The sequence below is a fragment of the Streptomyces sp. NPDC127177 genome (genome assembly GCF_042672475.1).
Classification (GTDB): Bacteria; Actinomycetota; Actinomycetes; order Streptomycetales; family Streptomycetaceae; genus Streptomyces.
On the sequence record NZ_JBHXUW010000046.1, the window covers coordinates 1 to 22,476 of the forward strand.

16 protein-coding genes, 1 pseudogene and 1 riboswitch are annotated in these 22,476 nt (G+C 73.0%); of the genes and pseudogenes, 3 read left to right on the forward strand and 14 right to left on the reverse strand.

Annotated features, from left to right (window positions below):
• Window positions 1-882, forward strand: an 882-nt coding sequence (locus tag ACFVJX_RS25730) for an amidohydrolase family protein (RefSeq protein ID WP_385745822.1), incomplete at its 5' end; no start/stop codon positions are given.
• A gap of 335 nt (window positions 883-1,217) precedes the next feature.
• Window positions 1,218-2,252 carry an SCO1860 family LAETG-anchored protein gene (locus ACFVJX_RS25735; RefSeq protein ID WP_384130912.1) on the forward strand — a complete coding sequence of 345 codons (1,035 nt, stop codon included), beginning with the start codon at window positions 1,218-1,220 and terminating at the stop codon, window positions 2,250-2,252.
• Window positions 2,253-2,523: 271 nt separating this feature from the next.
• Here the strand turns inward: ACFVJX_RS25735 and cobC are convergent.
• The 5 genes and pseudogenes from cobC to cobM all read right to left on the reverse strand — a co-directional run.
• A pseudogene (cobC, locus tag ACFVJX_RS25740) lies at window positions 2,524-3,627 on the reverse strand (Rv2231c family pyridoxal phosphate-dependent protein CobC); the annotation flags it as partial.
• A complete protein-coding gene (locus ACFVJX_RS25745; protein ID WP_384130909.1) occupies window positions 3,596-4,513 on the reverse strand; it encodes a sirohydrochlorin chelatase in 918 nt (305 codons plus the stop codon). The gene ACFVJX_RS25745 and the pseudogene cobC, both read right to left, overlap by 32 nt.
• A 70-nt stretch (window positions 4,514-4,583) precedes the next feature.
• Window positions 4,584-6,308 (reverse strand): precorrin-3B C(17)-methyltransferase, encoded by a 1,725-nt coding sequence (cobJ, locus tag ACFVJX_RS25750; protein WP_384130907.1) that lies wholly within the window; start codon window positions 6,306-6,308, stop codon window positions 4,584-4,586.
• Window positions 6,305-7,561, reverse strand: coding sequence for a precorrin-6y C5,15-methyltransferase (decarboxylating) subunit CbiE (cbiE, locus tag ACFVJX_RS25755; RefSeq protein ID WP_384130905.1), 1,257 nt, complete (start codon window positions 7,559-7,561; stop codon window positions 6,305-6,307). Before cbiE ends, cobJ begins: the two co-directional genes overlap by 4 nt.
• The gene (gene cobM, locus ACFVJX_RS25760; protein WP_384130903.1) at window positions 7,558-8,406 is read right to left on the reverse strand and encodes a precorrin-4 C(11)-methyltransferase; all 849 of its coding nucleotides are present in this window, start codon (window positions 8,404-8,406) and stop codon (window positions 7,558-7,560) included. Before cobM ends, cbiE begins: the two co-directional genes overlap by 4 nt.
• Before the next feature lie 90 nt (window positions 8,407-8,496).
• Between cobM and ACFVJX_RS25765 the strand changes: the two genes are divergently transcribed.
• Window positions 8,497-9,219: a ZIP family metal transporter gene (locus tag ACFVJX_RS25765; protein WP_384130900.1), complete on the forward strand. Its 723-nt coding sequence runs from the start codon at window positions 8,497-8,499 to the stop codon at window positions 9,217-9,219.
• Window positions 9,220-9,224: 5 nt separating this feature from the next.
• Here ACFVJX_RS25765 and cobI read toward each other — a convergent pair whose 3' ends face one another.
• The 9 genes from cobI to ACFVJX_RS25810 all read right to left on the reverse strand — a co-directional run bounded on the left by cobI (window position 9,225) and on the right by ACFVJX_RS25810 (window position 22,255).
• The gene (gene cobI, locus ACFVJX_RS25770) at window positions 9,225-9,953 is read right to left on the reverse strand and encodes a precorrin-2 C(20)-methyltransferase (protein WP_384130897.1); all 729 of its coding nucleotides are present in this window, start codon (window positions 9,951-9,953) and stop codon (window positions 9,225-9,227) included.
• Complete coding sequence (locus ACFVJX_RS25775; protein ID WP_384130894.1) at window positions 9,950-11,305, reverse strand: cobyrinate a,c-diamide synthase; 1,356 nt, start codon at window positions 11,303-11,305, stop codon at window positions 9,950-9,952. Before ACFVJX_RS25775 ends, cobI begins: the two co-directional genes overlap by 4 nt.
• A complete protein-coding gene (gene cobO / locus ACFVJX_RS25780) occupies window positions 11,299-11,898 on the reverse strand; it encodes a cob(I)yrinic acid a,c-diamide adenosyltransferase (RefSeq protein WP_384130891.1) in 600 nt (199 codons plus the stop codon). The genes ACFVJX_RS25775 and cobO overlap by 7 nt, the downstream gene beginning before the upstream one ends.
• Entirely contained in the window at window positions 11,898-13,934 is a 2,037-nt protein-coding gene (locus ACFVJX_RS25785) for a putative cobaltochelatase (RefSeq protein ID WP_384130888.1), read from the reverse strand. The genes cobO and ACFVJX_RS25785 overlap by 1 nt, the downstream gene beginning before the upstream one ends.
• Before the next feature lie 163 nt (window positions 13,935-14,097).
• Entirely contained in the window at window positions 14,098-17,772 is a 3,675-nt protein-coding gene (cobN, locus tag ACFVJX_RS25790) for a cobaltochelatase subunit CobN (protein ID WP_384130885.1), read from the reverse strand.
• Window positions 17,769-19,310, reverse strand: a complete 1,542-nt coding sequence (locus ACFVJX_RS25795) for a cobyric acid synthase (protein ID WP_384130882.1) — start codon at window positions 19,308-19,310, stop codon at window positions 17,769-17,771. The genes cobN and ACFVJX_RS25795 overlap by 4 nt, the downstream gene beginning before the upstream one ends.
• Window positions 19,307-20,305, reverse strand: a complete 999-nt coding sequence (locus ACFVJX_RS25800) for a cobalamin biosynthesis protein (RefSeq protein WP_384130879.1) — start codon at window positions 20,303-20,305, stop codon at window positions 19,307-19,309. The genes ACFVJX_RS25795 and ACFVJX_RS25800 overlap by 4 nt, the downstream gene beginning before the upstream one ends.
• A 144-nt stretch (window positions 20,306-20,449) precedes the next feature.
• A riboswitch (cobalamin riboswitch) is annotated at window positions 20,450-20,582 on the reverse strand.
• A gap of 160 nt (window positions 20,583-20,742) precedes the next feature.
• The gene (locus ACFVJX_RS25805; protein ID WP_384130876.1) at window positions 20,743-20,976 is read right to left on the reverse strand and encodes a hypothetical protein; all 234 of its coding nucleotides are present in this window, start codon (window positions 20,974-20,976) and stop codon (window positions 20,743-20,745) included.
• A 13-nt stretch (window positions 20,977-20,989) separates the two neighbouring features.
• Window positions 20,990-22,255: an anion permease gene (locus ACFVJX_RS25810; RefSeq protein WP_384130873.1), complete on the reverse strand. Its 1,266-nt coding sequence runs from the start codon at window positions 22,253-22,255 to the stop codon at window positions 20,990-20,992.
• Between the last annotated feature and the right edge of the window lie 221 nt (window positions 22,256-22,476).

The window sequence follows — 22,476 nt, forward strand, 5'->3', positions numbered from 1 at the left end:
GCGACCACCGAGAGGCAGGCCGTCCAGGACCGGGAGGCCGGCGCGCTGCTCCTGCGGGACGCGGGATCACCCGCCGACACCCGGTGGATCGACGACCGCGAGGATCTGCCGAAGATCATCAGGGCCGGCCGGCACATCGCCAGGACCCGGCGCTACACGAGGAACTACGCGTACGAGATCGAGCCGGACGAACTGGTGGCGTACGTGGCGCAGGAGGCGCGCCGCGGCGACGGCTGGGTGAAGCTCGTCGGCGACTGGATCGACCGTGAGGTGGGCGACCTGAGCGCGTGCTGGCCACGCGAGGAGGTGGGTGCGGCCATCGCCGAGGCGCACCGGCTGGGTGCCCGGGTCACCGCGCACTGCTTCGCGGAGGACTCACTGCGCGATCTCGTCGAGGCCGGGATCGACTGCGTCGAACACGCCACGGGGCTGACGGAGGAGACGATCCCGCTCTTCGCGGAGCGCGGGGTCGCGATCGTGCCCACGCTGGTCAACATCGCCACCTTCCCCGCGCTGGCGCAGGGCGGGGAGGCCAAGTACCCGCGCTGGTCGGCCCATATGCGCCGGCTGCACGAGCGGCGCCACCGTACGGTCGGCGCCGCGTACGACGCGGGGATCCCCGTCTTCGTCGGCACCGACGCGGGCGGTGTGCTGGCCCACGGGCTGGTGGCCGACGAGGTCGCCGAGCTGGTGAAGTCGGGCATTCCGGCCCCGGAGGCACTGTCCGCGGCGACCTGGGGTGCCCGGGAGTGGCTCGGCAGGCCGGGTCTCGAGGAGGGTGCCCCGGCCGACCTGGTGGTCTACGACGAGGACCCGCGGGCGGACGTACGGGTGCTGGCCGCGCCGCGTCGCGTCGTACTGAACGGGCGTGTGATCGGCTGACGGGCGGGCCCCGGGCCCGGAACGGCCCGGGGTTGCACCGTGTTGACCGGCAGTTACCACGAGTCGGCCCGCTCGTTGAATCACTTCTGTGTACGCTCCCGCGCGGCCGGCTCCGAGCCGTCCACGCTCAGTGAAACGGGTGAACTCGAGGAACGCACGTGCCGAGATATTCGAATACAGGCTCGGAAACCCCCCTTTGGGGTGAACTCACCTCAGGTGTCTGTACGTTCACCCTCTGTGCGTAAAGATTCACGGAGTCGAGGCCACCGGTGCCCGCGATGTCCCCCATTGGACGGCGCCGGTGGCTCCATGTCTCTTGTGGGGGTTCCACCATCTTGAACAGCAACACCTTCCGCCTCGCCGCCCTGGCGGTCGCCGCAGCTCCCGTCGCACTGCTTGTCGCCGTCCCCGCGCAGGCCGCCACCGCGACCACCGACACGACCACCGGTGACGGGAAGGCGAGCGCGGTCGTGCTCCGTACCGCGCTCGACGTCTCGCTCCTGAACAAGACGATCAACGTGCCGCTCAAGGCCGCGCTCAACGAGGTGCACGCCCCGGCAAGCGCCAAGGAGACCGCGCTCAGCGTGCGGCTCGACGGCGTGGACCACGGAAAGCCGTTCAGCGTGCTCCGTGCGGATGCCGCCACGGCGGACGCCACGGTCGACAAGCACCGTGCCGAGGGCCACAGCAATATCGTCAAGGCCCGGCTGCACCTGCCCGGTCTGCCGCTGCTGTCGTTGATCGAGGTCGAGCAGATCACCTCCAAGGCGGTCTGCGAGGCGGGCCACAAGCCGGTAGCCGAGTCGAACGTGCTGGGCCATGTGAAGGTCCTCGGCAAGCGCGTCACGCTCACCGCGGGAGGCGCCACGCAGGTCAAGGTGCCGGGCGTCGGGGAGGTGGAGCTCGATCTGTCGAAGACGCTCACCACCTCACGCACCGCGGCGGCCGCCGCACTTCAGCTGACGGTCTCGGTGAACCCGCTCGACCTCAATGTCGCCGAAGTGAAGGGCGAGGTCACGCTCGCCGAGGCCACCTGCGAGACCCCGAAGGCACCCCGCCCGGGCGGCTCCACCGGCGGTGGCTCGACCGACGGCGGCTCGTCGGACGGCGGGTCCGGTGACGGCGGCTCCACCGACGGCGGCGGTTCCGGCACCGGCGGTTCCGGCGGCTCCACGGCGGGTGAGTCCGGCGGCAGCGGCGGTGATGTGAAGACGCAGACCGGCGCCGAGAAGGCGCCCGCCGCCACTGACGCCGACCTCGCCGAGACGGGCAGCAGCTCCACCACGCCGTACATCGCGGGTGGTGCGGCGCTGCTGCTGGCGGTCGGCGCGGGCGCGATGGTCGTGGCGCGGCGGCGTGCGCAGGACTGACGTGCGGGGGAGGGAGTCAGGGCCCGAGGGGACGGCCGGGGGGCCGTAAAGGGGAAAGGAAGGGGGGCGGCCGGGGGGTCGCAGGGGGAAAAGAGGGCGGCCGGGGGGCCGTGAGGGGGGAGGGGGCGGCCGGGGGGCCGTAAGGGGGGAAACGGGGGAAACGGGGGAGGCGGGGAGTGGTGTTCCGTGGGTGGAACACCGCTCCCCGCCTGTGACGCGTCACAGGCCGGTCCGGGCGGTCGCCGGTCGTGTCACAGGCCGGTCGGGCCCTTCACCGGCTGACGACGGTCATCGCCTGCACCGCCTGGTCGAGCACCTGCAGAAAACGGTTGGTCGTCGTACGGTCGCGCACGGCCAGCCGCAGCCAGTCCTCGCCGAGCCCGGGGAACGTGTCCCCGCGCCGGGCCGCGAAGCCCAGCATCCGCAGCCGCTCGCGTATGTCCGCGGCCCGCTCCAGCCGGATGAGGACGAACGAACCCTCGGCCGGCTCGACCACCTGTACCTCGGTGAACTCGCGGAGCCCCGCGACCAGGTGGCACCGGTCCACCGCGATGCGCTCCGCCGCTGCGGCGGCCTCGGACAGCGCCCGCGGTTCCATGCACGCCTCGGCTGCCGTCAGCGCCGGCGACGACACCGGCCACAGCGGCTGCGCCTGGGCCAGCCTGTGCACGGTCTCCGGGGCCGCCGTGACGTAACCGATCCGCAGCCCGGCGAGCCCCCAGGTCTTGGTGAGGCTGCGCAGGACCACGAGCCCGGGGATGTCCGTGCGGCCGCACAGTGCCTCGCGCTCACCGGGCACCGCGTCCATGAACGCCTCGTCGACCACCAGCGTCCGCCCGGGGCGCGCCAGTTGCTCCAGAACGGCCGCGGGATGCAGTACGGACGTCGGGTTGGTCGGATTGCCGACCACCACCAGATCCGCGTCCGGCGGAACGGCGGCCGGGTCCAGCCGGAAACCGTCCTCGGCCCGCAGCAGCACCCGCCCGACCTCGTGCCCGGCCGCGCGCAGAGCGGCCTCCGGCTCGGTGAACTGCGGATGGACCACGACCGGGCGCCTGGCCGGCAGCGCGCGTGCGATCAGCACGAACGCCTCCGCCGCACCCGCGGTCAACAGGACCTGGTCGGGCGGCAGTCCGTGCCGTGCGGCGACCGCCGCACGCGCCGGACGCCCGTCCGGGTAAGCGGCGAGCGAGCCCAGCGACGCGGCTATCCGCTCCTTCAACCAGGCCGGTGGGGTACCGGCCCGTACGTTGACGGCGAGATCGGTCAGATCCCGTCCCCGTACCTCCGCGTCACCGTGGTGCCGCAGATCGTGCGCGCCCGCGCCTGTGGCGTCGGGGCGTTCAGTGGGAGTGTGCATGACCGCCATGGTGGGGGTGTGTGTGGGGGTGATGGCCGTCGTCGTCAGGGTGGAAGTGCGGCTGTTGCGGCAGTCCCACCTTGTCCTCGAAGCCCGGCAGTGCGATCCGGTACACGCAGGAGTCACAGTTCATCCGCAGATCGCCCTTGACGGCCTCCCGGTAGCGCTCCATGACCAGATCGAGCAGTTCCTCCGCGGCGCCGATCACCTCGGCCGACCGGACGTCCAGCTCCGGATGGGCGGTGGCCCACTCCTCGGTCTGGTGACGTACCCGGTCCGGCAGGATGCCGGTGAAGAGGAAGTACGGCAGAACGACTATGCGCCCCGCACCCAGCTTCACGCAACGGTCCAGACCGGACGGCACATCGGGCGCGGCCAGCGAGACGAACGCCGTCTCCACCCCCGCGTACCCCCGGCCCTCCCAGAACAGCCGCGCCGCCTTGTACACCTCGGCGTTGGCGTCCGGGTCGGTGGAGCCGCGCCCGACCAGCAGCACCGTGACCTCGGAGCGGTCGGTGTCGCCCAGCACCGCGTCCACCCGCCGCTCCAGCACGTTCAGCAGCGCCGGGTGCGGGCCCAGCGGACGGCCGTAGGTGTACGAGATACCGGGGTGGCGCTCCTTCTCCCGGGTCAGCGCCGCCGGGATGTCCCCCTTGGCGTGCCCCGCCGACACCAGCATCAGCGGAACGGCGGCGAAGTGCTTCACGCCCTGCTCGACGAGCTCGGTCACCGCGTCACCGAGCGGCGGCGGAGACAGCTCGATGAAGCCGCCCGCGACTGGCAGCTGCGGGTTGCGGGCGCCCAGTTCGGCCACGAAGTCACGGAAGGCGGCGGCCCCGCCCTCGTCCCGGGTGCCGTGGCCGGCGATCAGCAGTGCGGGCTGGGCGGACGGGGTGTTCACAGGTTCTCCTCGGTGTTCATCGCTCGGTGCTCATGGGGGGTGGGGGTGGGGGAGGGGGTGGCGGGCCGGATCACGGCGCCGTCTCCCGGGCGGGCGCGGCCGTGGCCGACTGCCAGCGGTAGCCGCGCGGGGTGACCATGCGACCCGCGATCTCCCGGGTGGCCGTGTTGCCGACGGTGACGACGGTCATCATGTCGACCTCTGCCGGGTCCAGTTCGGCCAGTGAGGTCACCCGGCTGCTCTCGTCGGGGCGCGAGGCATTGCGTACGACTCCGACCGGAGTGGCCGGCTCCCGGTGCCCGGCCAGGATCGACAGCGCCTTCGGGAGCTGCCAGTCGCGGCCCCGGCTGCGCGGGTTGTAGAACGTCACGATGATGTCGGCCTCGGCCGCGGCCCGAACCCGGCGCTCGATGACCTCCCACGGTGTGTGCAGGTCGGAGAGGCTGATCGAGACGTGGTCGTGGCCCAGCGGGGCGCCCAGGATCGCGGCGGCCGCCAGCGCGGCCGTCACCCCCGGCACCCCCACCACATCGATGTCCGCGCCGGCTTCGGCGAGGGCGGGTGAGGCCATCGCGTACACGCCCGCGTCACCACTGCCGATCAGCGCCACGGCATGTCCCTCGCGGGCCTCGGCGACCGCGGTACGGGCCCGCGCCTCCTCCGCGCCGAGCCTCGACTCCAGGACCGTGGTGCCGGGCCGCAGCAGGTCCCTGATCTGGTCGACGTACTGGTCGAGCCCGACCAGCACCGAGGCCCGCCGCAGCTCCTCGCGAGCGCGCGGCGTCAGCAGGTCTCGGGCACCCGGGCCGAGCCCGACGACGGCCAGGCGCCCGCGCGGGGGCCGCCGGACCACCGCGCAGGTGGCCATCGCGGCGCGCCCCTCGGGCTTCGACTTCCGCTTCGGTACGAGGAGTTCGCCGCCCCCGGCGAGCGCCGCGGCCTCCGCGACCGAGGGCGTTCCGACGGCGGCGAGCGGCGCGTCGGAGGGGTGCGGCACCTCGATCCGGGCCAGTTCGGCGGCCGGGTACGTCCGCAGCGGCACGCCGAGCCCCGCTGCCGCGGCCACGATCCCCGGCTCCTGCGCCTTCGCGTCCACGGTCACCAGCTCCGCGACGCTCAACGGAGTCAGACCCGCCTCCTCCAGGGTCTCGCGGATCAGCCCGAGCACCTCGTCCCCGGGCGCGTCCTTGGAGGCGCCGACGCCGACGGCGAGTGAGGCGGGCCGCAACACGGCCGCCCCCGAACCGAGTTCCACGATCCGGTCGGTGATGTACAGCGCGGCGGGACCCGTGGCCGCGGGGGACACGTTCGGCGGCAGCGCGGGCAGCGGCCACACCGCGTCCGCGCGCAGCGCCACCGGAGTCCCGTCGAGCATCGCCCGCGAGACCCCCGCGACATCGCCCTCCACGGGAAGCCCGAGCACGTCCAGACCGGCGATCCCCACCGCGTCCGTCGCCGTCGTCACGACAGGCGCGGCGCCCAGCACCTCACCGACGGCCACGGACAGGGCGTTCGCCCCGCCACCGTGCCCGCCGAGCAGCGCCACCGCATGGCGCCCCGCCTCGTCGACACAGACGACACCCGGATCGGTTTTCTTGTCCGCCAGCAGGGGCGCGACGAGCCGCACCACCGCCCCCGTGGCCAGGAAGCACACCAGTTGCTCGCACTCGGCGAACGCCCGCCGTACGGCCTCGCCCACCGGGCCGTCGTAGACCACGGCACGACCGGGCCAGGCCGCGGCCAGCCGGTCGCGGGCGACGGCGCCCGCCGCCGTCGCGGAGATGAGGCCGATCACTGGACTGCTCCTTCACTCGCACGAACCGCGGGGCGGGTGCCCCACAGCAGAAAGACCGGATTGGCCGCGGCGAGCCGGGTCACCTCACCGGGCAGCGGCGCCAGCCGGGACGACTGGAGCAGCACCCCCTCCGGTTCGAACCCGGCGGCCGCCAGGGCCGAGCGCACCTGCGGCACCCGGTCCAGGGCGGCCACCGCGACCACCACGGCACGCCGCGCCCGGCGGGCGCACGCGGTCACTATCGCGGGCAGTTCACGCCCGCCGCCCCCGACGAACACCGCGTCCGGGTCCGGCAGTCCGGACAGCACGGCCGGTGCCTCGCCGTGCACCGCCCGCACGTACACCGCGTGCGAGGCCGCGTTCGCCCGGATCCGCTCGACCCCGTCCGCCGTCCGCTCGACGGCGACCGCGGCGGCACCGAGCCGGGCGCACTCCACGGCCACCGACCCCGAGCCGGCACCGATGTCCCAGACCAGGTCACCGGTGCGCGGCCCGAGCCGGGCCAGCGCCAGCGCCCGCACCTCGAACTTGGTGATCATCGAGTCGCGGTGCTCGAACTCCGTCTCGTCCAGCGCCCACCCGGCCGGACCGGCGGCCGGACCCGCCACCGTCCGTACCGGCGACAGGGCCCGCGACTCGTCCAGGCACAGCACCACGCTCACCGGATCGGGCCACGCGCGGTCCGCCGCCTCCCGGGGCGTCAGCCGCTCGACCCGCTCGTGCTCCGGATCCCCGAGCGCCGTCGCGACGACCAGGACGCGCTCCCCGCCCCGGTCCGCCAGCCCGGCCGCCAGCTCGGCAGGCCCGGCACCCGGCCCGGTCAGCACCGCGACCTTGGGGTGCGCGAGGCACACGTTCACCGCCGTACGCGGATCCCGGCCGTGCGCGCTGACCACCACCGCGTCGTCCCACGGGACACCCAGCCGGGCGAACGCGACCGCGACCGAGGGAGCCCCCGGCCGCACATCGAGCGCCGCAGGACCGAACCGCTCGGCCAGCGCCCGTACGATCCCGAAGAACCCCGGATCACCGGAGGCCAGCACCACCACCCGGCCGTCGCCCCCGGCCAGCTCCTTGCCGATCCGGTCGAAGGCCGGGGCCAGCGGCCCCAGGACCAGCCGGCCGGTGCCCGCCGGCAACCGGGCACCGTCCAGATGACGCCGCGCCCCGACCACCAGCGTGGCCCCGGCCAGCGCCGATTCGGCCTCGGCACAGAGCGGTGCCCCCGTCCCCGTACCGAAGACCCGGATCACGAGCCGGACCGCTGGGCGCGCAGCTCGGCACGGGCCGCCTTGTCCGCCTTGCGGTAACCGTGGAAATGACCGGGGTGGTAGAGGTGCGAGCGAGTGCCCGACGCCGACAGGGCGGGGCCGACGAGGAAGAGCGTGTGCTTCCAGAGCTTGTGCTCCTTGACCGTCTCCTCCAGCGTCTCGATCGTGCAGTGCAGGATCAGCTCCTCCGGCCAGGTCGCCTGGTACGCGACCACGACGGGCGTGGACGTGGGATAGCCGCCCTCCAGTAGTTCCTGCGTCAGCTGACCGGACCGGGCAGCCGACAGGAACAGCGCCATCGTGGTGCCGTGCCGGGCGAACTCCCGTACGTCCTCACCCGGTGGCATCGGCGTCTTGCCGCCACCGAGCCGGGTCAGGATCACCGACTGCGCCACCTCCGGAATGGTCAGCTCGCGCTGCGCGATGGCCGCGACCGCCGAGAACGACGAGACACCGGGCACGATCTCGACCGCGACCCCCAGCTCACCGCACCGGTCGACCTGCTCCTGCGTACCGCCCCACAGCGCCGGATCGCCCGAGTGGATACGGGCCACCTTCAGCCCCTCGTCCGCCGCGCGCCGGTACACCTCGACCACTGCTTCGAGGGACATCTGCGCCGAGTCGAGGATCTCCGCGCCCTCCCTGGCGTGATCGAGGACCTCGGCCTGCACGAGACTCGCCGCCCAGATCACGATGTCGGCGTCCGCGATGGCCCGTGCCGCCCGGAAGGTCAGCAGATCGGCGGCGCCGGGCCCGGCACCGACGAACGTCACGGTGCCGCGGGTGGGCGCGGCGACTGCGCCGGCTGCGTCGACTGCTTCGGACATGGAACGGTCCTTTCGGGACAAGAAACAACGGGACAGGACGGTGGGCGCCCAAAGATGCGGGCACCGGGGTCAATCGGCTAGCAAGAGCCCATGGCGGTGTTCGTCGCGCTCGGCGCGTTCCTGATGACCCTGGCCGGTGGCTGGGTCGCCCAGCGCGTCACCGACCGCCGCCACCTGGTACTCGGCTTCGCCGGCGGACTGATGCTCGGTGTGGTCGGCCTGGACCTGCTGCCGGAGGCGATCGAGGCCGCGGGCGGCCTCGTCTTCGGCGTACCGGCCGCCCTGCTGCTCTTCGTCGGCGGCTTCCTCGTCGCCCACCTCGTGGAGCGGCTGCTCGCGGTACGCCAGGCGGCGCACGGCGCGAGCGAGGAACGCGTGCCCCAGGTCGGAATGACAGCGGCTGCGGCGATGGTCGGCCACAGCCTGATGGACGGCGTGGCGCTCGGCGCCGCCTTCCAGGTCGGCGGCGGCATGGGCGCGGCCGTCGCCCTCGCCGTCATCACCCACGACTTCGCGGACGGCTTCAACACGTACACGATCACCAGCCTGTACGGGAACGCCCGCCGCAAGGCCCTCACGATGCTGTACGCGGACGCGGCGGCGCCCGTCGTCGGCGCGGCGACGACGCTCCTGTTCACCCTTCCGGAGGAACTCCTCGGCTGCTATCTCGGCTTCTTCGGCGGCGTACTGCTCTACCTGGCCGCCGCCGAGATCCTGCCCGAGGCACACCATGACCACCCGGCCCGCTCCACCCTGCTCTGCACGGTGGCCGGAGTCTGCTTCATCTGGGTGGTGGTGGGCGTCGCGGGGTGAGCGCCTCACAGCTTCCCGCCCCGCCCACCGTCGCGCGGCGCGGGCGCGATCAGCGTGGAGAGATACGGCAACGGTCCGTCGGCCAGCTCCGCCGCGGGCCGGATCGACTCATCCGGCAGCCCGAGCGACGAACCCCACACCGCGTCCTCGGTCCGTCCCGTCTCGCGCAGCGCCGTCGCGACCTCTGCGGCCAGCCGCCCGAACTTGTACGCCACGACCGTCCCCGGCCCCTCCAGGGCCTCCTTCAGCACGGCCGCCCCGGCGGTCACCGGCACCAGCGTCAACGGCTCGGTGCCCTCGGTCAGCACCGCACCACTGCGCGCGGCCAGCTCCTGCATGGCCGTGATACCCGGCACTGTCACCACGGCCGTCCCGGGCAACAGCTCCCCGATGGTGTGCGCGAGATAGGTGAACGTCGAGTACACATTGGGGTCGCCGATCGTCGCGAACGCCACCGAACCATGGGTACGCAGCAGCTCGGCGACCCGTGCCCCCGCCGCGTCCCACGCCGCCTCCCGGCGCGCCCGGTCCGTCCGCTCGTTGAGCGCGAACACCACGCGTACGACCTTCTCGGCACCGACGTAGTGCAGCACGGTCGCCTCGGCGCGCCCCCGCTCACCGGTGTCCATCACCGGTACCACGACGACGGCGGCCTCCCGCAGCGCGTTGACGCCCTTGACGGTCACCAGCTCCGGATCACCGGGTCCGACCCCGACCCCGACCAGTGTGTTCATCCCTTGCACCTCTCCACGAATCGGCGAGCCGTACCGGGCACCGAAGCCCAATGCGTATGCAGATAACTCGCGTGCACGCCCTGCTGCACGAACCCCTCCACGCGCCGCTCCGGCCGGTGCATGCCCCACGCCGGCGCTTCCCCCGCGCCCGGCTCCAGCACGGTGCGGTGGAACTCGTGTCCCCGCATCCGTGTCCCCGCCACCGCCAGCACACTGTCGGAGAGCGCCACGGCGTCCCGGTACCCGAGCGTCAGCCGCTCGGACATCCGCCCATCGGCCGCCAGCACCCCGCACATCGGCAGCCCGTCCAGCGACCGCGCCAGATACAGCAGCCCCGCACACTCGGCGGCCACCGGCGCCCCCGACGCCACCAGCCCGGCGACGGACCTGCGCAACGGCTCGTTGGCGGACAGCTCCGGCGCGTACACCTCGGGAAACCCGCCTCCGACGACAAGCCCCGCGGCCCCTTCGGGCAACGCCTCGTCCCGCAAGGGATCGAACGGCACGACGGTGGCTCCTGCGGCGGCCAGGAGCTCACTGTGCTCGGCGTAGGAAAAGGTGAACGCGGCCCCGGAGGCGACGGCAACGACAGGCGCCCCGCTCCCGGCACCGCCCCCCGCGGCCTCCGCCGCGTCCCACACCTCACCCGGCGCGGAGGGCGCGGACCTGGCCAGAGCCATCAGGGCCTCCAGATCACACCCCGCCTCCACCAGCGCCCCCATCGCCGCGACAGCGGCCACCGCCTCGGCGCCCCGCTCAGCCACCGGTACCAGCCCCAGATGCCGCGAAGGCACCGCCACATGCCCGGCCCGCCGCAACACCCCCAGCACCGGCACCCCGGACTCGTCCAGCGCATCGCGCAGCAGCGCCTCGTGCCGGTCCGAGCCGACCTTGTTCAGGATCACCCCGCCGATCCGCACCTGCGGATCCCACGACGCGAAGCCGTGCACCAGCGCGGCCACCGACCGCGACTGCGACGACGCGTCGACCACCAGCACCACCGGTGCCCGCAGCAACTTCGCGACCTGAGCGGTCGAAGCGAGCTCCCCCTGCCCCGACGCCCCGTCGTACAGCCCCATCACGCCCTCGACGACCGCCAGGTCACACCCTTGCGCACCGTGCGCGAACAGCGGAGCGACCAGCTCCGGCCCGCACATGTACGCGTCGAGATTGCGCCCCGGCCGCCCGGTGGCGAGGGTGTGGTAGCCCGGATCGATGTAGTCCGGGCCCACCTTGTGACCGGACACGGCGAGCCCCCGCCCGGCGAACGCGGCCATCAGACCCGTCGCGACGGTGGTCTTGCCGCAGCCGGACGAGGGCGCGGCGATGACCAGGCGCGGAACACTCACCACTCGATGCCCCTCTGCCCCTTCTGCCCGGCGTCCATCGGGTGCTTGACCTTCGACATGTCGGTCACCAGATCCGCCGCCTCGACCAGTGCGGCGGGCGCGTTGCGCCCGGTGATCACCACATGCTGGTTGCCCGGCCGCCCGCGCAGCACCTCGACGACCTCATCGGTGTCGACCCATCCCCAGTGCATCGGGTAGGCGAACTCGTCGAGGACATACAGCCGATAGGTCTCGGCGGCCAGATCACGCTTGACCTGCTCCCAGCCCTCCCGCGCCGCCGCCTCGTTGTCCAGCTGCTGATCGCGCTGGACCCAGGACCAGCCCTCGCCCATCTTGTTCCAGACGACGGACCCGCCCTCGTCGCTCGCGCCGAGCACCTTCAGCGCGTTCTCCTCGCCGACCTTCCACTTCGCCGACTTCACGAACTGGAAGACCCCGATCGGCCACCCCTGATTCCAGGCGCGCAGCGCAAGCCCGAAGGCCGCCGTCGACTTCCCCTTGCCGATGCCGGTGTGCACCACCAGCAGCGGCCGGTTACGGCGCTGGCGGGTGGTGAGCCCGTCGTCCGGCACACTGACCGGCTGTCCCTGCGGCATTACGCTGCCCTCCTGCTGCTGCCCTGAACGTCCTTGACCAGCCCGGCGATCGAGTCGGCCCGCAGTTCGTCGAGCGTGACGGCGGTGCCGCCCAGCTCGCCCGCGAGGCTCCCCGCGAGACCGAGCCGTACCGGCCCCGACTCGCAGTCCACGACGACGGACGCCGTGCCCTCGGCCTCGTGCAGCCGGGCCGCCCGCGCGGCCAGCGCCACCGGCTCCGGCCCGCCGGTCGCCCGCCCGTCCGTCACCACGACCAGCAACGGCCGCCGCGACGGATCACGCAGCCGCTCGACCCGCAGCACGTCATGGGCCTTCAACAGCCCTGCGGCCACCGGGGTGCGCCCCCCGGTCGGCAGCGTCTCCAGCCGTGCGGCCGCCGCGTCCACGGACGACGTCGGCGGCAGCACCACCTCCGCGTCCTTGCCCCTGAAGGTGATCAGCCCGACCTTGTCGCGTCGCTGGTAGGCGTCCAGCAGCAGGGAGAGCACCGCACCCTTCACCGCGGTCATGCGCTGCCGCGCGGCCATCGACCCGGACGCGTCCACGACGAACAGCACGAGGTTCCCCTCGCGCCCCTCCCGCGTCGCCTGCCGCAGATCGTCCCGCCGCACCACCAGACCGCGCCCGGACCGCCCCCGCGCCCGCTGATGCGGGGCGGCGGCCTGCACGGTCGCGGCCAGGTGCAGCTTGGTCAGCGCGCCCTGCGGGCGCCGCGCCCCGGTCGTGCGCCCGTGCTCGGTACGCGCCCGGGACCGCCGCCCCGCCGCGCCCTCGCCCAGACCCGGCACGCTCAGCATCTTCGTACGGAACGGCTCACCGGCCCTTACGGGCTGCTGCTCGCCGCCCCCGGAGGACTGCCCGCGCGCGGGCTCCTGCTCCTGCTCCTTCTCCGTGCCCTGCTCGGGCACGGACTGCGCGGGCGTGTCGTCGCCCCCGTCCTCGCCCTGCGGCGGCGTGTCCGGCCCGTCGCCCTCAGGTGGCCGGCCGCCGCCACCGGGGCCGTCCGGGTCCGGATCGTCGTCCTCGCCGCTGTTCTGCTCCAGCGTGTCGTCGAGCTTGTCCTCGTCGAGCCCCGGCGCGTCGAACGGATTGCGCCGGCGCCTGTGGGGGAGCGCGAGCAGGGCGGCCTGCCGCACGTCCTCGGCGAGCACGTCGGTGCGCCCGGCCCAGGCGGCCAGCGCCGTGGCGGTCCTGGCCATCACGATGTCGGCCCGCATCCCGTCGACCTCGAAGGCCGCACACGTCGCGGCGATCTGCCGCAACGCGCCATCACCCAGCCGTACTTGCGGCAGCAGCGCACGCGCGCCCACGATCCGCGCCCGCAACGCGCCCTCCTCGTCGGCCCACCGAGCCGCGAACCCGGCCGGATCGTCGTCGTACGCGAGCCTTCGCCGCACCACCTCGACCCGCAGATCGGTCTCCCGGGAGGCGGCGACCTCGACGGTCAGCCCGAACCGGTCGAGCAACTGCGGCCGCAGCTCGCCCTCTTCGGGGTTCATGGTCCCGACGAGCAGGAAGCGAGCGGCATGCCGTACGGAGACGCCTTCGCGCTCCACGTACGAGGCGCCCATGGCGGCGGCGTCCAGCAGCAGATCGACCAAGTGGTCGTGCAGCAGGTTGACTTCGTCGACGTACAGGATTCCGCGATGGGCGTCCGCGAGCAGCCCCGGCTCGAAGGCCTTCACGCCCTCGGCGAGCGCCCGCTCGATGTCGAGCGCCCCGACGAGCCGGTCCTCGGAGGCGCCGACGGGCAGCTCCACGGTCCGCGCGGCCCGCGACACGCCGGACCCGGCCTCGTGGGGGCCATCGGGACACGCCGGATCGGGGGAGTCGGGAGCGCAGGAGAACCGGCACCCGGGGACGACGGCCACCTCGGGCATCAGCGCGGCCAGGGCGCGTACGGCGGTGGACTTGGCGGTGCCCTTCTCACCACGCACGAGGACGCCGCCCACGGCAGGCGAGACGGCGTTGAGCAGCAGGCCGAGCCTGAGATCGTCCTGGCCGACGATGGCGGTGAAGGGATAAGGCGTACTCACAGAGCCTCCTTGACGAGGGAGCGTTCAAGCCGGTCCGGGGCACAACCCAGCCCCTGCGGCGATTGAGGAGCGGGCGTCCGGGGGCCGAGCCCCCGGTTACGGGAGGGGGCGGGCCGGGGGAGAAGGCCCGCGGAAGGCGCACCGCACACCGCGCGCACCCCGCTCACTCGTCCCCCTCCAGTTCCCCTTCGAGCTCCAGATACGTCGCCCGCAACCGCTCCAGCGTCTCCGCATCCGGCTCCGCCCACAGCCCCCGCTCCGCCGCCTCCAGCAGCCGCTCCGAAATCCCGCGCAGTGCCCACGGGTTGGACTTCTTCATGAAGTCCCGGTTCTCCGGGTCGAAGACGTACTCCGCCGACAACTTCTCGTACATCCAGTCGTCGACGACCCCCGCCGTCGCGTCGTACCCGAAGAGGTAGTCCACGGTCGCCGCCATCTCGAAGGCGCCCTTGTACCCGTGCCGCCGCATGGCCGCCATCCAGCGCGGGTTCACGACCCGCGCACGGAAGACCCGGTGCGTCTCCTCGCCCAGCGTCCGCGTCTTCACCTGATCGGGCGTGGCGCTGTCACCGACGTACGCCTCGGGCGACTCACCGGTCAGATGCCGCACCATGGCGACCATGCCGCCGTGGTACTGGAAGTAGTCGTCGGCGTCGACGAGGTCGTGCTCCCTCGTGTCCACGTTCTTCGCCGCCACCGCGATCCGCCGGAACGCCGTCTCCATGTCGCCGCGGGCCGCCCGCCCTTCGAGCCCGCGCCCGTACGCGTAGCCGCCCCAGACGGCGTACACCTCGGCCAGGTCCGCGTCCGACCGCCAGTTGCGGGCGTCGATCAGCGGCAGCAGCCCCGCCCCGTACGCCCCCGGCTTCGAGCCGAAGATGCGCGCCGTGGCCCGTCGGCGGTCGCCGTGGACCGCCGTGTCCTCGTCGGCGTGCGCCCGTACGTAGTTGGCGTCGGCCGGCTCGTCCAGCTCCGCCACCGCCCGTACCGCGTCGTCGATCAGCCCCACCACGTGCGGGAACGCGTCCCGGAAGAAGCCGGAGATGCGGACCGTCACATCGATGCGCGGCCGGCCGAGCTCGCTCACCGGCACCACCTCGAAGCCGGTCACCCGGCGCGAGGCGTCGTCCCAGACCGGGCGGCAGCCGAGCAGGGCCAGGATCTCCGCGATGTCGTCGCCCTGGGTGCGCATGGCGGAGGTGCCCCACACGGTCAGGCCGACCGACTTCGGGTAGTCGCCCGTGTCGGCGAGGTAGCGGGCGATCAGCGAGTCGGCGAGCGACTGGCCGACCTCCCACGACAGCCGGGACGGAATCGCCTTCGGGTCCACGGAGTAGAAGTTGCGGCCGGTCGGCAGCACGTTGACGAGCCCGCGCGTCGGCGAGCCCGAGGGGCCGGCCGGCACGAAGCCGCCGTTCAGCGCCAGCAGGATGTGATCGATCTCGTCCGTCGTGCGGGCCAGCCGGGGCACGACCTCCTCGCAGGCGAAGCCCAGGACGGCGACGGCGTCCGGGAGTTCGAAGCCCAGCACCTCCCCGACCAGACCGGCCGCGGCACTCACGTCCCAGCCGCGCGCCTCCATGCCCTCCGCGAGGCGGCGGCACAGCTGCTCCAGCAGATCGATCGCGTCCGCGCCCGTCCGCGCCGGACCGTCCACCAGCTCACTCAGCTCGACGGGCACCTTCACGGCCGCGCCCGGCTCGCCCAGCAGCTCCTTCTCGACGAGCCCGAAGTGCTCGGCGATGGCTGCCCGCAGGCCCGGCAGCGCGTTCGCCGTGCCGCCCCACACCTGCGAGGCCCGAAGCACGGCCAGCACCAGGTTGACCCGGGCCTCGTCGACCGGCCCGCCGCCGAGGATGTGCAGTCCGTCGCGGATCTGGACGTCCTTGATCTCGCACAGGTAGCCGTCGATGTGCATGACGAACGAGTCGAACTCGCCGTCGTCCGGCTGCTCGTCGACATGCAGGTCGTGGTGCAGCTCGGCGGCCTTGACCAGCGTCCAGATCTGCGCCCGCACCGAGGGCGCCTTCGTCGGGTCCAGATCGCTGACCAGCGCGTACTCGTCGAGCAGCTGCTCCAGCTTGGCCAGGTCGCCGTAGGTGTCGGCGCGCGCCATCGGCGGGACGAGGTGGTCCACCACGGTGGCGTGGCCGCGGCGCTTGGCCTGGGTGCCCTCGCCGGGGTCGTTGACGATGAACGGGTAGATGAGCGGCAGTTCACCGAGCACCGCGTCAGGTCCGCAGCCGGCCGACAGGCCGAGGCCCTTGCCCGGCAGCCACTCCATCGTGCCGTGCTTGCCCATGTGGACGACGGCGTCCGCGCCGAACGTGTTCTCCAGCCAGCGATACGTCGCCAGGTAGTGGTGCGACGGCGGCATGTCCGGGTCGTGGTAGATCGCGATCGGGTTCTCGCCGAAGCCGCGCGGCGGCTGGATCAGCACCACCACGTTCCCGAACTGGAGCGAGGCGAGCACGATGTCGTCGCCGTCCAGGTACAACTGGCCCGGCGGCTCGCCCCAGTGCTCCAGCATCGAGTCCCGCATCGCCGGGTCCAGCTCGGCGAACCACTGCTGGTAATCGGCCAGCGGCACCCGCGCCGGGGCGGCCGCGAGCTGCTCCTCGGTCAGCCACTCCACGTCGTGGCCACCGGCGTTGATGAGGCGGTGGATGAGTTCGTCACCGTTGTCCGGGTGCCCCTCGACGCCGTAACCGGCATCGCGCAGCGCGTCCAGGACACGGACCGCTGAGGCGGGCGTGTCCAGGCCGACCGCGTTGCCCACACGGGAGTGCTTGGTCGGGTAGGCGGTGAAGACCAGGGCGAGCTTCTTCTCGGCGTTCGTCTTGTGCTTCAGCGCGGCGTGGCGCACGGCGATCCCGGCGACGCGGGCGGCCCGTTCGGGGTCGGCCCGGTACACCGGAACGTCGTCCGGGCCCTGCTCCTTGAAGGAGAACGGGACGGTGATCAGCCGCCCGTCGAACTCCGGGATGGCGACCTGCATCGCGGCGTCCATGGGGGAGAGCGCGGCGTCCGAGGCGTCCCAGGCGGCGCGCGAGGACGTCAGGCACAGCCCCTGGAGCACCGGTACGTTCAGATCGGCGAGCGCGCCGATGTCCCAGGCCTCGTCGTCACCCCCGGCGGAGGCGTCGGACGCGCGGGTGCCGCCGGCCGCGAGGACCGTGGCGACCAGTGCGTCGGTCCGGCCGAGCAGCTCGTACAGGGCGGCGTCCGCGCCGCGCAGCGAACCGCAGTACACGGCCAGCGCGTTGGCGCCGCGCGCCTCGACGGCGTCGCACAGCACATCGACGAACGAGGTGTTCCCGGAGAGCTGGTGCGCCCGGTAGAAGAGCACCCCGACGGTGGGCCGGCCCTCGACGAACTCCCGGTCGCCGTGCACCCCCCACTCGGGCATCTTCTGCGGTTCGGCGAAGCCGTGCCCGGTCAGCAGGACGGTGTCGGAGAGGAAGCGGGCCAGCTCCACGAGGTTGCCCGGGCCGCCCTCCACCAGGTAGCGCAGCGCCTCGGCGACCACACCGGCCGGTGCGGACGACTCGGCCATCAGCTCCGCGTCCGGTACGGCCTCACCGCCGAGGAGCACGGTCGGGATGCCGGACGCCTTCAGGGCGGCGAGCCCGTCCTCCCAGGCGCGCTTGCCGCCCAGCAGACGGACGACGGCGACGGAGGCTCCCTCGATCAGCGCGGGGAGCTCCTCCTGGACATCGATACGGGTCGGGTTGCCGATGCGGAAGGGCGCGCCCGATGCGCGGGCGGCGAGCAGGTCGGTGTCGGCGGTCGACAGCAGCAGCACGGGGCTCAGCGGGGCGGTCGGCGGGGCGTTCATGCGAGTGCTCCAGGTGCTCCGGGGGCGATGAAGGGAAGGCCTGCCGGTGCGCCCGACTCGATGAGTCGCCACAGCGCATCGGTGTCCGCGTGTTCTTCGACGAGGTCGCCGAGGCGGTCGAGTTGTTCCTCGCGCAGCTCGGCGAAACAGGTGTCGGGGGCCGGTACGAAGCGCCGGCCGGCGGCGCGCGCGATCTCGGTCAGAAAGCGGCGGCGGAAGGTGTCGCTCTCCAGCGAGCCGTGCCAGTGGGTGCCCCACACGGCGCCGGACCGGCAGCCGTCGAGGCGTCCGCCCCGGCCGTCGGTGAGGAACGGTTCGCCGCCGCGTACATCGGCGACGCCGTGGTGGATCTCGTACCCGTCGACGGGGGCTCCGAGCGCCTCCCCGGCCGGCCGGGCGAGGGTCTTCTCGCGGTCGAACCGGACGCGTACGGGGAGCAGTCCGAGTCCGTCGACGTGTCCGGCGCGCGACTCCACCTCGTCCTCGATGTGTTCGCCGAGGATCTGGTAGCCGCCGCAGATGCCGAGGACGGGGCGCCCTTCGGCGGCGCGCCGCAGCAGTGCGTCGGCGAGCCCGCGTTCGCGCAGCCAGGCGAGCGCCTTCACGGTGCCGCGGGTGCCGGGCACGATGACGAGGTCGGCGTCGTGCAGTTCCTCCGCGCGGTCCACGAACCGCACGACGACGCCCGGTTCGGCGGCCAGCGCGTCCACGTCGGTGAAGTTCGACATCAGGGGCACGGCGCACACGGCGACGCGCAGGATGTCCTCGCCGTGCGGCGGAGCGAGGACCGACTCCCGTACGGTGCCGCGCATCGAGACCCGCAGGCCGTCCTCCTCGTCGATGCCGAGCCCATGGGCGTACGGCAGCACACCGTAGGTCGGCCGTCCGGTGAGACCGAGCAGCATGTCCAGGCCGGGCTCCAGCAGCGACACGTCGCCGCGGAACTTGTTGACCAGGTATCCGGCGATCAGCGCCTGGTCCTCGGCGGCGAGCAGCGCCGTCGTCCCGAAGAAAGAGGCGAAGACCCCGCCTCGGTCGATGTCGCCGACGACCACCACCGGGAAGCGTGCCGCCCGTGCGATGCCCATGTTCACGATGTCCGTGCGCCGAAGGTTGATCTCGGCCGGACTGCCCGCCCCCTCGCAGATCACCGCGTCATACGTGCCCCGAAGCTGCTCCAGGCAGTCCACGACGGTGGACAGCAGCGTCTCCTGCCGGCCGCCGTGGTAGCCGCGCGCACTCATCTCGCCGACCGGACGCCCCATCAGGACGACCTGGCTGGAGCGGTCGCTGCCGGGCTTGAGCAGCACCGGGTTCATCAGCGCGGTCGGCTCCACCCGGGCGGCCTGGGCCTGCATGGCCTGGGCGCGGCCGATCTCGGCGCCCTCGCGGGTGACGAAGGAGTTCAGGGACATGTTCTGCGCCTTGAACGGCGCGACCTTCACGCCCCGGCGCACCAGCCAGCGGCAGATGCCCGCGGTGACGACGCTCTTGCCCGCGTCCGATGTGGTCCCGGCGACCAGCAGTCCGCCGCTCATGTCGCTCTCCGTCCTGAGATGCGGGGCGCCTTTGGGCGCGTGCGGGCGATCCGTCGTGCGGCGAGCCCCGCGCCCAGGCGGGCGGCCACGCTGACCCCGAGGGCCAGCACGCCCACCCGGCGCGACAGCCGTACGGCACGTTCGATGTCCCGGGTCCCGACGGCCCGGCCGGTCTCCCCGTTGAGCACGGGGCGGTGCTCGACCCGGCCGCCGTAGGCGAGGGTCCCGCCGAGACGTACGCCGAGGGCGCCCGCGAAAGAGGCTTCCACGGGACCGGCGTTGGGGCTCGGGTGCTTGTCCGCGTCCGCCCGCCAGGCCCGCAGCGCGCCCCCGGGGCGCCCTCCGGCGGCGACGGCGAGCACGGCCGTCAGCCGGGCGCCGGGCCAGCCCGCGAGGTCGTCGAGGCGGGCCGAGGCCCAGCCGTAGCGCAGGTAGCGGGGCGACCTGTGGCCGACCATGGCGTCAAGGGTGTTGGCGGCCCGGAAGCCGACCAGTCCGGGCACGCCGCCCAGCGCACCCCACACCAGTGCGCCGACCACGGCGTCCGAGGTGTTCTCGGCGACGGACTCCACGACGGCGCGGGCGATCCCCGGCCCGTCCAGGGACTGCGGGTCGCGGCCGCACAGATGCGGCAGCCGCTCCCGGGCCAGTTCGACGTCCCCGGCGGCGAGCGCCCCGCCGATGGCGCGCGCCTCGCGCCCCAGCGACGTACCGCCGACCACGGACCAGGTGGCGGCGGCGGTCAGGGCGACGGACGCGGCGGGACGGCCGCGCAGCGCGCGGGCGGCCAGGGCGGCACCCCCCGCGGCGCCTCCGGCGCAGACCAGGGTGTGCAGTGCGCCCCACCCGCGGTGGTCGCGCCACAGACGGCGTTCGACGCCTGCCGCGGCCCGCCCGAAAGCGGCGACCGGATGTCCCCGGCGGGGATCACCGAGCAGCAGATCGCCGATCAGACCGGCCGTGGCGCCGTACGCGAAGATGCGATCGGCACGCACGGTTCAGCCGGCCGTTGCGCCTCGAAGGACCTTCGTACAGGCAGTGCGTGGAAGGAGTGGCACGGGAACGGGCGCACGGCGGCCGGGCATGGCGATATGTCCTCACTCAGGGTCCGCGCCCTGGTTCGACGTGACCGGCGACGAGAGTCTCCTGGCTTCCGGATCCGCAGTTCCCCCGGTCTTCCAGTCCGCTTGCGTGGACCGTGACTTCCGGTGGTGGGGGACTGCTCCCCGGTGACAGTGGCGGGACCGCGCCGGATTCGCACCGGCTTCCTCTGCTGTCGCCGTAATTGGCTCCGGCAGTCCACCACGCTCCGCGAACGTCAGTCAACCTGCCGTTGACCTGCGACGGTGCAGTGTGCTGAGACGCACATCGGGCCGGGCGCACCCGAGGTGCGTCCGGCCCGATGCGGTGGATCGTCGAAAGGGCTGTGGTGTCAGGCGACGATCAGGTAGATGCCGTACGCGACCGCCGCCGCGCACAGCCCGAAGCAGACGTACGCGCCCGCGCGGGCCAGCATCAGGGACCCGCCGGCCCGGCCGTCCTGCGCGGCCGGTTCCGGCTGCCTGGAGAGGCCGGCGATGCCGAGGGTGAAGAGGCCCACCAGGGCGACGGTGGCGACGAGAGAGACGCCGAACACGGTGCCGAGGGCTGCCCAGTCGATGTTCATTCGGGTTCTGTCCTTACACCGTGGCGGGTCGGGCGGGGTCGGCCACGGCCGGGGCCGGGATGGTGGCCGTGAGGTCGTGGGCCTGGGCGGCCGCGGTGGGCGGCGGGCTGACGGCCGCGATGGCGGTGGTGACGACGCCCGCGGGCTCGGCGATCGGCGCGTCCTGGCCGGTGGGGCCGACGTCGTCCTGGCCGACGGGCTTGCGGCGCGACAGGATCCAGATCGCTCCGGAGCCCGCGACGAGCAGCGCGGCGACGAGCACGACACCCCAGGTGCCCTGCTTGGTGAGGTACTCCGCCCCCGCGCCGACCAGTCCGGCGGCCGGCAGGGTCAGGCCCCAGGCGACGAACATCCGGGTGGCGGTGGACCAGCGGACCACTCCGCCCCGGCGGCCGAGGCCGGCGCCCATCACCGCGCCGGAGCAGGACTGGGTGGTGGAGAGGGAGAAGCCGAGGTGGGAGGAGGCCAGGATGACCGTGGCCGCACTGGTCTGGGCGGCGAAGCCCTGCGGCGGCTTGAGCTCGGTGAGGCCACTGCCCATGGTGCGGATGATGCGCCAGCCGCCCAGGTAGGTGCCGAGCGCGATGGCCATACCGGCGCTGACGATGACCCAGACGGGCGGGTTGGAACCGGGGGAGAGGACCCCGCCGGTGACCAGGGCCAGCGTGATGATGCCCATGGTCTTCTGCGCGTCGTTCGTGCCGTGGGCGAGGGAGACCAGTCCGGCGGAGGCGATCTGTCCGGCGCGGTAGCCCTTGGCGGTCGCCTTCTGCTGGGCGCCGTCGCGGGCCTGCCCGCCGATCCGGTACGTCAGCTTGGTGGCCAGCAGCGCGGCCAGACCGGCGACGACCGGGGCGGCGACCGCGGGGAGCAGCACCTTGGTGACGACGGTGCCGCCGTTGACCGACGACCAGCCGGCGGACATCACCGCTGCGCCGATCAGACCGCCGAAGAGGGCGTGCGAGGAGCTGGAGGGGAGTCCGACCAGCCAGGTCAGCAGATTCCACAGGATGGCGCCGACGAGCGCCGCGAAGATGACCTCGGTTCTGAGGCCGTTCTCATTGATGATCCCGCCGGAGATCGTCTTGGCGACCTCCACCGACAGGAACGCGCCTACGAGGTTGAGAACGGCGGACATCGCCACCGCTGTCTTGGGTTTGAGTGCGCCGGTCGAGATGGTCGTGGCCATCGCGTTGGCGGTGTCGTGGAAACCGTTCGTGAAATCGAACACTAGAGCTGTCACGATCACAATCGCGAGCAGCAGCGTGATGTGTTCCATTTACCCAGGCAATCGTTCGACGGCAGTGGCACGTGGAACGTAGGCAACCTGAGTGAACGGAAGATGAACTGAGCAGGGCGTTGTGGTGACTCCGGTCGCGGCGGCGGCACGCCGTCCGGCCGGCGCGTGACGACGGGGGGCGGGCGGAGGGCAGTGCGGGCCCCGATTCCGGGGCCGGGACGGACCCTCGGGGGAGGCGGAATCATGGGCTGCTCATCGGT

What these genes read in the sequence shown, in the direction of transcription:
- cobM (WP_384130903.1), bottom strand. Translation starts at nt 8,406, where the DNA reads ATGTCCGAAGCAGTCGACGCAGCCGGCGCAGTCGCCGCGCCCACCCGC.
- ACFVJX_RS25765 (WP_384130900.1), top strand. Translation starts at nt 8,497, where the DNA reads ATGGCGGTGTTCGTCGCGCTCGGCGCGTTCCTGATGACCCTGGCCGGT.
- cobI (WP_384130897.1), bottom strand. Translation starts at nt 9,953, where the DNA reads ATGAACACACTGGTCGGGGTCGGGGTCGGACCCGGTGATCCGGAGCTG.
- cobO (WP_384130891.1), bottom strand. Translation starts at nt 11,898, where the DNA reads ATGCCGCAGGGACAGCCGGTCAGTGTGCCGGACGACGGGCTCACCACC.
- cobN (WP_384130885.1), bottom strand. Translation starts at nt 17,772, where the DNA reads ATGAACGCCCCGCCGACCGCCCCGCTGAGCCCCGTGCTGCTGCTGTCG.
- ACFVJX_RS25795 (WP_384130882.1), bottom strand. Translation starts at nt 19,310, where the DNA reads ATGAGCGGCGGACTGCTGGTCGCCGGGACCACATCGGACGCGGGCAAG.
- ACFVJX_RS25805 (WP_384130876.1), bottom strand. Translation starts at nt 20,976, where the DNA reads ATGAACATCGACTGGGCAGCCCTCGGCACCGTGTTCGGCGTCTCTCTC.
- ACFVJX_RS25810 (WP_384130873.1), bottom strand. Translation starts at nt 22,255, where the DNA reads ATGGAACACATCACGCTGCTGCTCGCGATTGTGATCGTGACAGCTCTA.